This is a genomic window from Xanthomonas sp. 60 (genome assembly GCF_011761925.1).
In genome coordinates this window covers 79,429-91,842 of record NZ_JAASQW010000006.1, presented here as the reverse complement: position 1 = coordinate 91,842, position 12,414 = coordinate 79,429, and the positions used below count along the sequence as shown (strand labels likewise).

The following is a 12,414-nucleotide window of genomic DNA, read 5'->3' as shown; positions in this document are numbered from 1 at the left end:
GGCGGGCAACGAGCGCACAGCATCACGGTTGGCGAATCCCCGGGCAAGCCACGCCGACACGTGCTGCGGGCGGCCTGCGGGGCGTCAGTCCGCGTTTCGCAGCACCGCCGGGCACGCCGCCAGCAGCTGCGCAGCGGTGGGACCGGCCGCCCGCTCCACCCTCGGCAGCCCAAGCGCAAGGGCCTGCGCCTGCAGCCGCTCGCTTGCCGCCACGACGCGCATGCGCTGCTGCCACTGCGCGCGCCACGCGGGCGAGAGCTGCAGCCACACCCGCTGCAGGGCCTCGCCACTGCTCAGCGCCAGCACCCACGGCGACGGGGAATGCGACAGGCGGGCCAAGGCACGCGGTGCGAGCCGCAGCGGCACGCGCGCATAGATGTCCGCGCGGATCACCTTCGCGCCGCGCGCCTGCAGTGCGGCCGCGAGCAGGCCACGGCCCCCCGGGGCGGTGACCAGGCCGATCTCGCGCCCGCCCACCTCGGCCAGTGCCGGCAGGGCGAGCAGGCCTTCGCTGTCCATCCGCGCCGGTGCCTCCACCCGGCTCGCCCCCGCGGCCCGCAGCGCCCGCCGCGTGCCCTCGCCAACGCACAGCCAGGTACGGAGCGGTTCAGCTGCGAAGCGGTGGCCGAGGCTGACCGCCGCTGTCACGGCAGCCGGGCTGGTGAACACCACGGCCGGTGCCTGAAGGGCGCGCCGCAGCGCTGAAACGCTGTCAGGGCCGGTGCTGCGCCGCAGGCGCCAGGGCGAGAGGGCCACCAGGCGGCCGTCCAACGCGGCGGCGGCCACGCGCAGGCCGGCGTGCTGGCCCTGCGGGCGCAGCGACACCAAGGTCCATCCACACGGTTTCGCATGTTCATCCATTGCCTGCATTATGCGGGCCCGCGTTGCCGCTGCAGGTCCAGTTGCCGATGTCCGCTGACTCCGTTTCTTCTTCGCTGCAGGTATTGCAACAGACACTGGACAGCATGCCGCCGGTGCGCGCCATGCAGCTCCGCCTGGAAGGCTATGCCGAAGGCCAGCTGCAGCTGACCGCGCCGCTGGCGGTCAATGTCAACGACAAGGGCAATGCCTTCGGTGGCAGCCTGGCTTCGGCGATGACCCTCTCCGGCTGGGCCCTGGTCACCCTGCGGCTGCGGCTGGCGGGCTTCGAGGCGGACGTCTACGTGGCCGACAGCCAGCTGCGCTACCGCGCGCCGGTGTACGGCGACCTGCATGCACAGGCGGAAATCGCGCCGGACAGTGACTGGGAAACCTTCCTGGCCACGTTCAGGCAGCGAGGCAAGGCGCGCATCGGCGTGGTGGCCGCGCAGCCGGGCAGCGATGGCAAGCCGGCTGCCGAACTCACCGGGCGTTTCGTGGCCTTCGCCAGAGGGTAGGATGGCAGGCCAAGGCTCTGGGGGAGCAGACCGTTTGAACGCGAACCGTATCAAGGCAGACCGGTCCCACGCCGGCCCAGGCGGGGTCCTGCCCTGGATCAGTCGAGGCTTTCGCGGCGTCGCCCGCGGGCTGGTGCTGGGCTGCGTGCTGGCCGCCGCCACCGTGCAGGCCGCTGATCTCAGCCGCAAGCAGCGCACGCTGCTGGAGCAGACCCAGATCGCCTACGCCGGGGTCATCCGCTGGGGCACGATGGAAGATGCGCTCGGATACCTCGATCCGGTGCAGCAGAAAGCCCATCCGCCGACCGAGTTCGAACTGAGCCGCTACGACCAGGTCCGGATTTCCGGCTACCGCGAGCGCACCAGCGCAGCCATGCCCGACGGCACCATGGAGCGCCGCGTGGAAGTGGGCGTGATCAACGTCAACACGCAGGCCGAGCGCACCGTGACCGTGGTGGAACGCTGGCGCTGGGATCCGCAGGCCAAGCGCTGGTGGCAGACTGCGGGCCTGCCGGACTTCTGGCGCGGCCAGTAATCCCGGATCCAGCCACGGCTTCGGCGAGGTCCCGGCCCCGCGTTCGCCCCGCCGTTCCGCCTTGTGCGACAATCGGCGCCCGCTTGAACGACCCGTGAGCCGAGTGAATTACGAAGAATTGGTGGCCTTTGCCGGCCGAAACCCGATGCTGTCGATTGCCCTGGTGGGTCTGACTGCGGCGATCATCATCACCGAGATCCGCCGCCTGTTCCGGGGCTACAAAGCGCTCAAGCCGGGCGAGCTGGTGCAGCTCATCAATGGGGGCGACGCCGTGGTGGTGGACCTGTCCTCCAGCAGCGATTTCGAGAAGGGCCACATCGCGGGCAGCAAGAACGTGCAGCCGAGCCAGTTCGGCCCCGGGCACAAGCTCGTGGCGTCCGCCAAGCAGCGTCCGGTGGTGCTGGTATGCCGTACCGGAACCGCTTCGGAAAGCGCGGCCAAGGGCCTGAAGAAGGCCGGGTTCGAGCAGGTTTCCGTGCTCGAAGGCGGACTGCCGGCATGGCAGCAGGCCGAACTGCCACTGGTCAAGGGTCGCCATTGACCCGAAGTGATGGGACAGGGCTTGTGCCCGGCGCACCGCGCCCCCATCGCTGTTGATGCAACAATTCGATCATTCTGAACAGCAATCATCAGGAGCAACAGGAAATGTCCGAAGAGAACACCAACGGCGCAGCCGCGCCGGTCGACGCCGCCAACGGCCCCGCGTTCACCGTCGAGAAGATCTACGTCAAGGACGTTTCCTTCGAATCGCCCAATGCTCCGACCATCTTCAACGACCAGGTCCAGCCGGAACTGCAGCTCAACCTGAACCAGCAGGTCCAGCGCCTGGGCGAGAACGCCTTCGAGGTGGTGCTGGCCGTCACCCTGACCTGCAAGGCGGAAGACCGCACCGCGTACGTGGCCGAAGTGAAGCAGGCCGGTGTGTTCGGCCTGGTCGGCCTGGACCCGCAGTCCATCGACGTGCTGCTCGGCACGCAGTGCCCGAACATCCTGTTCCCGTATGTGCGCTCGCTGGTCAGCGACCTGATCCAGGCCGGTGGCTTCCCGCCGTTCTTCCTGCAGCCGATCAACTTCGAAGGCCTGTACGCCGAAACGCTGCGCCAGCGCCAGGAGCAGGGCGACGCCTCGTCGCTTGCCAACTCCGAGCCGGTGGGTAACGCCTGATCGGCGTTCCAATCCCCCGCATGAGCGAAACCGCCGATAAAGTCGCCGTTCTCGGTGCCGGTTCCTGGGGCACCGCGCTGGCCAGCCTGCTCGCCCGGCACGGTCTGACGACCGTGCTGTGGGGCCGTGATGCGGCGATGGTGGAAGCCATCGACCAGCGCCACGAGAACACCCGCTACCTGCCTGGCATCGCGCTGCCGGAAACGCTGCGCGCGACCACCGACATGGCCGCCGCGGTTGATGGCGCAAAGTGGATCCTGGTGGTCACGCCGTCGCATGCGTTCAACGAAACGGTCACCGCGCTGGCACCGCTGCGTCCGGCCGGTGCCGGCGTGGCGTGGGCCACCAAGGGCTTCGAACCCGGTTCCGGGCGCTTCCTGCATGAGGTGGCGCGCGAGATCCTCGGTGAGGACGTACCGCTGGCCGTGGTCACCGGGCCTTCGTTCGCCAAGGAAGTCACCCAGGGCCTGCCGACCGCCATCACGGTGCACGGTGACGTGCCCGAGTTCGCGCTGGCCGTGGCCGAGGCCATGCATGGCCCGGCGTTCCGCGCGTACACGGGCGATGACATGCTGGGCGCGGAACTGGGCGGGGCGATGAAGAACGTGCTGGCCGTGGCCACCGGTGTTGCCGATGGCATGCAGCTGGGCCTCAACGCACGCGCCGGATTGATCACCCGTGGACTCAACGAAATGCTGCGGCTGGCCGCTGCCATCGGTGCCAGGCCGGAAACCCTGATGGGTCTGGCCGGGCTGGGCGATCTGGTGCTGACCTGCACCGGTGACCTCTCGCGCAACCGGCGGCTGGGCCTTGCCCTGGGCCGTGGGCAGACCCTGCAGGATGCGATCCGCGAGATCGGCCAGGTGGTGGAGTCGGTGCAGACCGCTGATGAAGTCATGCGCCAGGCGCGCCGTTACGGCATCGATCTGCCGATTTCCGATGGTGTACGTGCGGTACTGCACGGCGAGCAGACGCCCGCCGAAGGACTGCAGACCCTGCTGGCGCGGGAACAGAAGCCCGAATACCCGGACACCCTGTTCAAGTAGCGCACGGCCAGAACATCGCATTGCCAGGCACTTCACGACGAACCCCGGTCACGTACCGGGGTTTTTCATGTGCGCTCACTTTCCACATTTCCGCATGGGAACAGCAGGCATGCGCGAGCACGATGCGATGGCTGGGCGTCAGATCCAGCCGGGACCGTCGTCCCGCACAGCATGACGTGGTTCTCTCTCGATTCGCCTTTCTGGGCACGGCGGCACTCCGGTTCCGCCGTTTTTTTCAGGCAAAAAAAAGCCCGGACCTGAGTCCGGGCTCGAGGACGTGTGGGAGAGAGTCACACGTCCGTACCACCACCACCAACCTAACGCTGTCGCAGTTCTTACCAGGTGAAGCGCGGACCAACGAACCACTCGCGGTCCCCGGCCTTGGCCAGCTTCACTTCGCCACTCAGGCCCCAGTTCGGATTGAACTTGGCCACGGCGCCGACGCGACCATAGAACTCGCCGTCGGGGTTGATGCCATGCTTCTTGCTGTAGTCCTCATACCCGGCGAAGGCATAGCCCTCGATCATCGGGGTGAAGGCCGTGCGCACACCGACTTCGGTGGAATAGCCGTTGAAGTCCAGGCCACGCTTCGGATCGAACTTCTGGTAAGCCGCACGGGCCACCAGATCGGTGCTCGGCGCCACTGCGTGGTTGTAGCCCACGCCCAGGCGCCACTGGTCCACGTCCGCATTCGTGCGGTCGGTTTCCTGCGCGCTGTAGTCGCCGAAGATGTGGAAATTCGGATGCACTGCCACCGAGCCCTTGACGCCCCAGCCATCCGCGTCGCCGCCCTTGGCATCGGTGTTCACGTAACCGCCCTCAACGTAGTTGTAGGACAGGCCATCCGCTGCGGACGCCGCAAAGGGCAGGGAGGCAGCGAGGCCGAAGGCCAGCAGAGACATCTTGTTCATCGGGTCACACACCTTTGTTGTTCTGGTTTCGCCGAACGCATCAACCCGGGAGAGAGGTCGGGAAGTGCGTTCGACAGGTGTGAATTATCCGTTTCGCCATCCAATCAGGGCTGAATATTGAACTGACCGGTATATGAATATGGTTGCTGTTCAGGGAACTCTGAGTGGGCTGGTGTGTTGGAGCGAACACCGCAGCTGGTGCAGCTTTGTACAAACCATGGTGACGAAGGTGAGCCGCCCAGCGATCCGTTGACACCTCCCAGCCCTAAACCATGGCTTAGGTGGACGTGGTTATGAGTACGAAGCGGTACGCCGATGACACCAAGATCGAGGCGGCCCGGCAGATCGTTGAGTACGGCCGTCCGGTCGCAGAAGTTGCCGAGCGACTCGGCGTGTCGATTCACAGCCTTTACGGCTGGAAGCGGCAGCAAGGCAAGGGTGATGTTGGCAAGCGTGTCGAGCAGGACCAGCAGGCGGAAGTTCGGCGCCTCAAGGCTGAGCTACGCCGCGTCACTGAAGAGCGAGACATCCTAGAAAAAGCCGCCGTGTACTTTGCAAAGGGGTAAGAGCAAAGTACGCCTTCATGAAGCAACACGCAGATGAGTTCAGCCTCGCGGCAATGTGTCGGATGCTTGGCGTCCATCGCAGTGGCTACTACGCCAGGCTGAAAGAGCCGGCAAGCGATCGCGATGCTCGATGTGCTCCTGCGAACCATCGAGTTGCTTGTCTCCAGCATCGGCCAGGCTGCCAGCCGTCATTCCTGGCGCTATCCAGTTCCGAGCGTTGTTTTGCCTGCTGCCCTTTGCGGGCCTCTTTTGTGGAGTTTCACGTGATGGCTTGACGCCTTACCAGGGACTTGGTTGGACACCCGAAGCGAGGCACTGGGCTTGAATGGCCCTCGTTAAGGACAACCCGCTCACGCCGCCCAGGGAATATCCGCCTCCCGCACCACGCCTTCGAACTGCGGCCTGCCGAACCAGTAACCCTGCATCAGGCGGATGCCCAGATCGGCAAGGCAGCGCGCCTCCTCGACGGTCTCGATGCCTTCGGCGATCACCGCGATGCCGAGTTGATGACACATCGCCACGACACCAGCGACGATCGCGCGTCGAGACTGGCTCTGGTCGATACCACGGACCAGGGCCATGTCCAGCTTGACGATGTCCGGCTGGAAATCGGCCAGCAGGTTGAGGCCGGCAAATCCGGCGCCGAAATCGTCGATCGCCGTCTTGAAGCCGATCCGCTTGTACTCGCGCAGGATTTCGGCGAGCCACTTGCCATCACTGACCTGCTCGCCCTCCACGGTTTCGAAGATGATGCGCTCGACCGGAAAGTCATGACGCCTGGCGGCCTGGAGGGTCGACCGGATGCACACTTCCGGCCGGTAGATGGCGTTCGGCAGGAAATTGATCGACAGGTTTGACCGCATCGGGAGCGTGGCGGCGATCTGGATGGCTTTCTCGCGGCAGGCCTGGTCGAACGAGTACCGGTTTTCCGGCGTGACCCGTGACAACACCGAACCGGCCGGCTCCCCCGCCGGTCCGCGCACAAGCGCCTCATGTGCGAATACCTCGCGCGCATGCAGATCGACGATTGGTTGGAACGCATAGCTGAAGGCGAACGGCAGCGGCTGCGCGTCACGGCACTGGGCACATCCGGCACGCAGATCGGAAGAAGGCATGCGCTGACACTCTTTACGGGCAGGGCGCGAGCATAGCCGACGCCTTCTGAGGATGAAGTGGAGACGCGCCGGCGGGCCGGTGAGGGCCACGTGGAGGGTTCATCGGGGGCCTGAGCTGGGCACGAATCGGTCCGCCACGTGAATGCGCGGGCAACCGAATCGCCGCTGCGGCGCGTTTTAGAACTAGTTCGATGGAGCACGGCCATCGCTCAAAATAGGGTGTTGCCTCATATTCCCCCGAGGCAAGCACGATGAGCAGGCATGTCCGCAATCGCGATGCATTGGCACCGGCCATCAGCACCACTCGCACGGTGCGCCATGTGCCGGCCGGTACCGGCACCTCCCCTTCCGGTGCAGCCACTCCCGGGCTACTGGCCGACATCGTTTTCACTGACGGTTACACCATCGCCGTTGACCTGTCCGACGCGACGCCACTGGGAGGCGTGGCGCGGCATGTGGACGCGACGACGCTCACCGACGGCCGACCTGCCGGTGTCTTCAATCTACTGGGCCGCGCCGTGGGCGGATCCTACGAGTATTTCCTGCACCAGGGCAGCGTGACCGACGCCACTGATGGCGACTGGTACCTGCGCCCGGAGCGGGAGATCCCGGTGGGTCCGCCTGCCGCTACTGCCGCCACGGCGCGCAGATGGGCGTGAAGACCAGCGGGTGACCCATCCGGTGGACGTGCGATGCAGGCATGCCCACCTTTTCCACGGTCGTCCCGGTGTCCGTCCGCCCCCCTCCCTCATCCCGCGAAGGTGGATCCATGTCCAATACAGGTGTGTTTTTCCTGCGTGCGATCAACGCCGAGTTCGCAGAGAACGGCACCATTCGCATGCTTCGCCAGGTCACCGTCCAATGCGCGGCCTGCTCGTCTGATTCCACGCTTGACGCGGATCATGGCCTGGTCGACATCTGCGGTGCAGGCGTGCTGACTTGTCCGGCCTGCGGCTCGCGCCAGGCGATCAGCCGGCTCAGGTTCGAAGAGTTCATCAGACGATTTCCGCAAGGCCTCGTCTGAACGTTGATCAGGCTGCACCCCCTGGGCCGGCGCGCGCATCGGCCGGAGCCCGGCATCGGGTACGCCAGGCAACGACTGCGCCACCGGCTGCGGACTGGGGTAGGCTCTGCGTTTCGCCTTCCCCAGGAGCACCGCCCCATGACGACCCTCCGCAACCGCATGCTTTCCCGGCGGTCGCTGCTGTGTCATGGGCTGGTGGTCTGCGCACTGCTCGTCGGCCTGCGCACTGCAGCGGCGTCGACACCGCAGTTCACGCCCGAAGAACAGGCGTGGATCCGCGCCCATCCCGTGGTTCACTACGCCGGTGCACCGCATATCAGTCCGCTGGAAGATATCGTCGAGGGAGAATATCGCGGCTTGATCGCCGCCTATCTGGAAACCGTTTCAGCACGCACCGGCATCACGTTCAAGCTCGTTCCCACGTCGAGCTGGGAGGCATCGCAGGACCTCTTCCAGTCCGGCAAGGTCGACCTGTTTCCCAATGCCCATCCCAGCGTTCTGCGTGCGGACGTGAATGCAGCCATCCGCTACACCGATGCCTACTTCGCCAGCCCGTTCCTCTTCGTCACCCGCGGCGAGGCCGATTCGACCTTCGCCAAGGACTCACTGAACGGCCAGCGCGTGGCGATCCGCGGCGATGTGGACGTGCAGCGGATCCTGACCACGCTGCGTCCGGGCGTGATTCCCGTGCAGGTGAACAGCCCCGAGGAAAGCCTGCAGAGCGTGCTGGAGGGTCGTGCCCATGCGTCGATCGGCACGGAGGCGACCCTGCAGCCCCTGCTTCGGCGCAAATATGGGCAGCGCCTGGGCGTGGCCAGCATGGTGGATCTGCCCCCGTATCGCGCCCAGATGGGCGTGCGCGCGAGCGAACCGGTGCTGTACGCCATCCTGCAGAAAAGCCTGGCATCGATCTCCGCGCATGAAAGCGATGAGATCTACGAGACCTACCTGACCCAGGCCGATTACGGTTCGCCCACGCTGTGGTCGATCATGCACTACCGGGCGCTGGAGCTGTTCCTGGCGACGTTGGGCATGGTGCTGCTGTCTTTCTTCGCCTGGCGGACGTGGGCGGAGCGCCGCCGCGCGATCCGCAGCGAACGCGCCAAGACCCGGTTCCTGGCCACCATGAGCCATGAGATCCGCACCCCCATCAACGCCATGCTCGGCTCCATCGAAATGCTCTCCAGGACGCCGCTCGATGAGCGCCAGAAGCGCTTCACCGAAGGCGCCACGGTGGCCGCCGAAGCACTGATCGACCTGCTCGACAACGTGCTGGACCTCTCCAAGCTGGATGCCGGCAAACTCACCCTGGAGAAACTGCCCACCGACCTCGATCAGCTCATCGGCAGCGTCGTGGCGTTGGCACGGCCCGGTGCGGAAGAAAAAGGCCTCGCCATCGATCTGGAGATCGACCACCCGCACGACCTGCTGGTGGTGCTGGACCCCACCCGGGTGCGCCAGGTGCTCAACAACCTGCTCGGCAATGCGGTCAAGTTCACCCGGCACGGTTCCATCAACGTTGACGTCAAGGTGGTACCTACCAATGAGCAGGGCGCCGCCACCTTGCACCTGCGCGTCATCGATACCGGCGTGGGCATCGCGCTGGAACAGCAGGCACGTCTGTTCAAGGCGTATTCGCAGGCTGATGATTCGACCACGCGCGAGTTTGGCGGGACGGGCCTGGGGCTCACGATCTGCCGTGAACTGGTCGAGATGATGGGAGGCTCGATCAGGCTGGACAGTGTTCCAGGCACCGGGACGATGGTGGCACTGACCCTGCCGGTCACCCTCGTTGCGCCTTCGCAGCACTCCATCGCCTCCGCTTCCAGAGCCCGGGCACGCGCGGATGAGGGCCCAGGCGCGGACAACGATGCGCCACACGTGGGCGGCAGCGTGCTGGTGGTGGAGGATCATCCCGGCAATCAGGCGCTGATCCGCGAGCAACTCCTTGAGCTCGGTGTGCGCCCCACTCTGGTGGACAGTGGCGCTGCAGCGCTTCAGGCCTTGGAGGATGGCAGTTTCGACCTGGTACTGATGGACTGCCACATGCCCGGCATGGACGGCTACGAGACCACGCGACGGATCCGCGCACGGCCGCGCCAGGGACCGCACCTGCCGATCGTGGCGATCTCTGCCTCCACCGGCGCCGAGCACTTGGCCGAATGCCTGGAGTGCGGGATGGACGGGGTCCTGCGCAAGCCACTGCGCCTGGAAGAGCTGCGGAGCACACTGGCACTGTGGCCGGTGCAGTTCGCGCGATCTGCCAGCCAACCGGCCGTCGCCGCGACGGCACCGCCCACGATCGATCACCTGGCTCTGTTGCGCGAGGACCTGGCAGGCATGCAGCAAGCCGTGGCGGCGCGCGACAGGGCCCTGGCGGGGCACCACGCCCATCGACTCGCGGGTGCGGCGTTCATGCGCTCGCACGAGGCGTTGGGTGAACTGGCACTTGAACTGGAGATGGCGCTGGCGGAGGGTGGCCTGCCCACCGAATTCGACATGAGCGAGCTGGCGTCCGCTGTCGAGGCGCTCTCTTCGGCAGACGGCCCACCTGACGCATGAACGGCCCGGCGAGCGCCGGGTCAGCAGACGCCTCAGCCGCGCAAGGTGACCGTGCGCATCGGCTGTATGATGAGCGTGGCACCACCCGTTCGCCCATTTCGCCGGCCGTTCGCCTCCGAGGCACCGACTTCATGCGTACCGCTCCCCACCGGATCATGCTGCTGGATGATCATCCGATCGTCATCGAAGGCGTGGAAAGACGCCTGGCGCACGTGCCTCACATCGATGTGGTGGGCACCTACACCACCGCGCGTGAGCTGATCCAGGCCTTGGGCGCGGCCGAGGAGCCGGTCCACCTGGCCATCGTGGACTTTGCACTGGGCCCGCAGGATGTGGATGGTGTGAACCTGCTCCGGGCGCTCAAGCTGCGGTATCCCGACACCGCGGTGCTGGTGTTGTCTTCGCACTTCAATCCGGCCACAGTGGCACTCGCGCTGCAGGCGGGCGTGAACGGTTTCCTTTCCAAGACGCAGGGCGCTGACGATCTGGTGGAGGCGATCGAACAGATCGCGCGCGGCCACACCTACCTGTCCGACACCATGCGTGAACAACTCGATGCACTGAGCCGCACCGCGCCGGTACGCGGGATTGTTCCGGGGCAGGTGGCGGAAACCCTGTCGCCCCGTGAGCAGGAAGTCCTGCGGTGCACGCTCGAAGGCATGTCGACCAGTGAGATATCGGCCAAGTTCTCGCGCGCGATGAGCACCATCAGCACGCAGAAAAAGTCGGCTTACCAGAAACTGGGCATCCGCACCGACGCCGAACTTTTCAAAGTCCGGGGCCTCATCGAAAGGTCCTGAGGCGATCGTCGCCGAGCGCCGCGTTAGTTCATCCAGGGCCATTGGAAGCCGGGTGGCAGCAGCTTCAGGAACTCCAGTTCGCTGCGCACGCCGAGCTTGCGCAGTGCGCTCCACTTGTGTGCGCTGACGGTGCTGCGGGCCTTGCCCAGTGCTTCGGAGATTTCCACGGTGCCCATGCCCTGCGCCACCCGCCGCAGCACCTCGGCCTCTGCCGGACTCAACTGGTACAGGCCACTGATCAGGAAGCTGCTGTCTCCGCAGAAGCAGCGGGCCGGCGCCAACTCGACTACCGATCGCAGTGCGTTGACCAGGGTGGCCACCTGCTCGCGTTTATCGATGAATGCATCCGCGCCCGCCTGCATGCACCGCGCGCTGGCACAGCTGCTGGTCTCGGTGCTGAATACCACGATGCGGCACGCGGACCGCGCCCGGATCGCAGCGAGCAGTGCCTCCGGCGTCATGGCGTGTTCCTTCTGGAAACAATCCAGGATAATCGCGTGCACGGCGTGCTGGCAGAGGTGTTCGAACAGATCGGCGGGCGCAGCGAAGTCCGCAGTCACCGTCAGACCGTGCAGCTGTTCGAAATGCTGCCGCAGCCCGGTTCTCACCAGTGCATGACGGTCGAGCAGGACTACGCGTGTGGGGTAGTTGATTGCCATTCTCTGCGCCGTTCACCAACGGCACAACTTTACTGCCGGGTCAGGTCCAGCCCAGTCGAAAGAATTCGAAAGTGCGCACGTCGCTGCCACGCCTGCGGTGCAACGTCGAGCAGGGACGCCGTGGGTTGCAATGTCGTCCAGTGCACAGCTGGAAATGACCGCGCAGGTGTGCGGGTCCTGAGCCGCCTCGACCTGTTAACGTATGTCGAGTGCCCCAACAGACCCGAGACCATGTCATCCGCTGTTGCTGAATCCGTCCACGTAGGCGTTGGCGTGCTGATCGTGCGCGACGGCAAGGTGCTGCTTGGCAAGCGGCGGGGGTCGCATGGGGCGGGCACCTGGGCTGCGCCCGGCGGGCATCTGGAGTTCGGTGAAACCGTGGAGGACTGCGCGCGCCGGGAGACCGCCGAAGAAACCGGGCTGGCGCTGCTGGCGGTGACGCCGGCGCCTTACACCAGCACGGTCATGCCGGACGTCGGCCGGCACTATGTCACCTGCTTCGTCGTCGCGCGCGTGCCGGACACCGCACGCGCCCACGTCATGGAGCCGGACAAATGCGAGGCCTGGACGTGGTGCGCGTGGGACGCGCTGCCCGAACCGTTGTTCGCACCGCTGCAGCACCTGGTGGCATCCGGTTATTCGCCGCTGGCGTGAAC

At 65.8% G+C, this 12,414-nt stretch carries 14 protein-coding genes and 1 pseudogene; 11 read left to right on the top strand and 4 right to left on the bottom strand.

Features of this window, described 5'->3' with window-relative positions; translation table 11 throughout:
- Positions 1-84: 84 nt before the first annotated feature.
- Positions 85-870 carry a uroporphyrinogen-III synthase gene (locus FHY09_RS12960; protein WP_166927303.1) on the bottom strand — a complete coding sequence of 262 codons (786 nt, stop codon included), beginning with the start codon at positions 868-870 and terminating at the stop codon, positions 85-87.
- Positions 871-908: 38 nt separating this feature from the next.
- Here FHY09_RS12960 and FHY09_RS12955 point away from each other — a divergent pair, with 38 nt between their 5' ends.
- From FHY09_RS12955 to FHY09_RS12935, 5 genes are all read left to right on the top strand, one after another.
- A complete protein-coding gene (locus FHY09_RS12955; protein WP_166927302.1) occupies positions 909-1,376 on the top strand; it encodes a YiiD C-terminal domain-containing protein in 468 nt (155 codons plus the stop codon).
- Positions 1,377-1,521: 145 nt separating this feature from the next.
- Positions 1,522-1,911: a hypothetical protein gene (locus FHY09_RS12950; RefSeq protein ID WP_456362812.1), complete on the top strand. Its 390-nt coding sequence runs from the start codon at positions 1,522-1,524 to the stop codon at positions 1,909-1,911.
- Between the two features lie 103 nt (positions 1,912-2,014).
- The gene (locus tag FHY09_RS12945; protein ID WP_166927448.1) at positions 2,015-2,452 is read left to right on the top strand and encodes a rhodanese-like domain-containing protein; all 438 of its coding nucleotides are present in this window, start codon (positions 2,015-2,017) and stop codon (positions 2,450-2,452) included.
- Positions 2,453-2,556: 104 nt separating this feature from the next.
- Positions 2,557-3,075 (top strand): protein-export chaperone SecB, encoded by a 519-nt coding sequence (gene secB, locus FHY09_RS12940; RefSeq protein WP_166927301.1) that lies wholly within the window; start codon positions 2,557-2,559, stop codon positions 3,073-3,075.
- A gap of 20 nt (positions 3,076-3,095) precedes the next feature.
- On the top strand, positions 3,096-4,121 hold the full coding sequence (locus FHY09_RS12935; protein WP_166927300.1) for an NAD(P)H-dependent glycerol-3-phosphate dehydrogenase: 1,026 nt from the start codon (positions 3,096-3,098) through the stop codon (positions 4,119-4,121).
- 335 nt (positions 4,122-4,456) lie between these two features.
- Here the strand turns inward: FHY09_RS12935 and FHY09_RS12930 are convergent, their stop codons facing one another.
- Positions 4,457-5,032 carry an OmpO family porin gene (locus FHY09_RS12930; protein ID WP_166927299.1) on the bottom strand — a complete coding sequence of 192 codons (576 nt, stop codon included), beginning with the start codon at positions 5,030-5,032 and terminating at the stop codon, positions 4,457-4,459.
- 293 nt (positions 5,033-5,325) lie between these two features.
- Here FHY09_RS12930 and FHY09_RS12925 point away from each other — a divergent pair.
- A pseudogene (locus FHY09_RS12925) lies at positions 5,326-5,723 on the top strand (transposase); the annotation flags it as partial.
- A 225-nt stretch (positions 5,724-5,948) separates the two neighbouring features.
- Here FHY09_RS12925 and FHY09_RS12920 read toward each other — a convergent pair.
- Complete coding sequence (locus FHY09_RS12920; RefSeq protein WP_166927447.1) at positions 5,949-6,713, bottom strand: EAL domain-containing protein; 765 nt, start codon at positions 6,711-6,713, stop codon at positions 5,949-5,951.
- 251 nt (positions 6,714-6,964) lie between these two features.
- Here FHY09_RS12920 and FHY09_RS12915 point away from each other — a divergent pair, with 251 nt between their 5' ends.
- The 4 genes from FHY09_RS12915 (at position 6,965) to FHY09_RS12900 (ending at position 11,099) form a co-directional block, all read left to right on the top strand.
- A complete protein-coding gene (locus tag FHY09_RS12915) occupies positions 6,965-7,372 on the top strand; it encodes an autotransporter outer membrane beta-barrel domain-containing protein (protein WP_166927234.1) in 408 nt (135 codons plus the stop codon).
- Between the two features lie 110 nt (positions 7,373-7,482).
- On the top strand, positions 7,483-7,737 hold the full coding sequence (locus FHY09_RS12910; protein ID WP_166927298.1) for a hypothetical protein: 255 nt from the start codon (positions 7,483-7,485) through the stop codon (positions 7,735-7,737).
- 138 nt (positions 7,738-7,875) lie between these two features.
- Positions 7,876-10,299, top strand: a complete 2,424-nt coding sequence (locus FHY09_RS12905) for an ATP-binding protein (protein WP_166927297.1) — start codon at positions 7,876-7,878, stop codon at positions 10,297-10,299.
- A gap of 131 nt (positions 10,300-10,430) precedes the next feature.
- Complete coding sequence (locus FHY09_RS12900) at positions 10,431-11,099, top strand: response regulator transcription factor (protein WP_208407854.1); 669 nt, start codon at positions 10,431-10,433, stop codon at positions 11,097-11,099.
- A gap of 23 nt (positions 11,100-11,122) precedes the next feature.
- Here FHY09_RS12900 and FHY09_RS12895 read toward each other — a convergent pair whose 3' ends face one another.
- Positions 11,123-11,758, bottom strand: a complete 636-nt coding sequence (locus FHY09_RS12895; protein ID WP_166927296.1) for a response regulator transcription factor — start codon at positions 11,756-11,758, stop codon at positions 11,123-11,125.
- 231 nt (positions 11,759-11,989) lie between these two features.
- Here FHY09_RS12895 and FHY09_RS12890 point away from each other — a divergent pair, with 231 nt between their 5' ends.
- Positions 11,990-12,412: a nucleotide triphosphate diphosphatase NUDT15 gene (locus FHY09_RS12890; RefSeq protein ID WP_166927295.1), complete on the top strand. Its 423-nt coding sequence runs from the start codon at positions 11,990-11,992 to the stop codon at positions 12,410-12,412.
- Positions 12,413-12,414: the final 2 nt, after the last annotated feature.

Bases quoted from the DNA above. Each gene is read 5' to 3' on its own strand.
- FHY09_RS12960 (WP_166927303.1), bottom strand. From the start codon at position 870: ATGCAGGCAATGGATGAACATGCGAAACCGTGTGGATGGACCTTGGTG.
- FHY09_RS12955 (WP_166927302.1), top strand. From the start codon at position 909: ATGTCCGCTGACTCCGTTTCTTCTTCGCTGCAGGTATTGCAACAGACA.
- secB (WP_166927301.1), top strand. From the start codon at position 2,557: ATGTCCGAAGAGAACACCAACGGCGCAGCCGCGCCGGTCGACGCCGCC.
- FHY09_RS12935 (WP_166927300.1), top strand. From the start codon at position 3,096: ATGAGCGAAACCGCCGATAAAGTCGCCGTTCTCGGTGCCGGTTCCTGG.
- FHY09_RS12930 (WP_166927299.1), bottom strand. From the start codon at position 5,032: ATGAACAAGATGTCTCTGCTGGCCTTCGGCCTCGCTGCCTCCCTGCCC.
- FHY09_RS12920 (WP_166927447.1), bottom strand. From the start codon at position 6,713: ATGCCTTCTTCCGATCTGCGTGCCGGATGTGCCCAGTGCCGTGACGCG.
- FHY09_RS12915 (WP_166927234.1), top strand. From the start codon at position 6,965: ATGAGCAGGCATGTCCGCAATCGCGATGCATTGGCACCGGCCATCAGC.
- FHY09_RS12910 (WP_166927298.1), top strand. From the start codon at position 7,483: ATGTCCAATACAGGTGTGTTTTTCCTGCGTGCGATCAACGCCGAGTTC.
- FHY09_RS12905 (WP_166927297.1), top strand. From the start codon at position 7,876: ATGACGACCCTCCGCAACCGCATGCTTTCCCGGCGGTCGCTGCTGTGT.
- FHY09_RS12900 (WP_208407854.1), top strand. From the start codon at position 10,431: ATGCGTACCGCTCCCCACCGGATCATGCTGCTGGATGATCATCCGATC.
- FHY09_RS12895 (WP_166927296.1), bottom strand. From the start codon at position 11,758: ATGGCAATCAACTACCCCACACGCGTAGTCCTGCTCGACCGTCATGCA.
- FHY09_RS12890 (WP_166927295.1), top strand. From the start codon at position 11,990: ATGTCATCCGCTGTTGCTGAATCCGTCCACGTAGGCGTTGGCGTGCTG.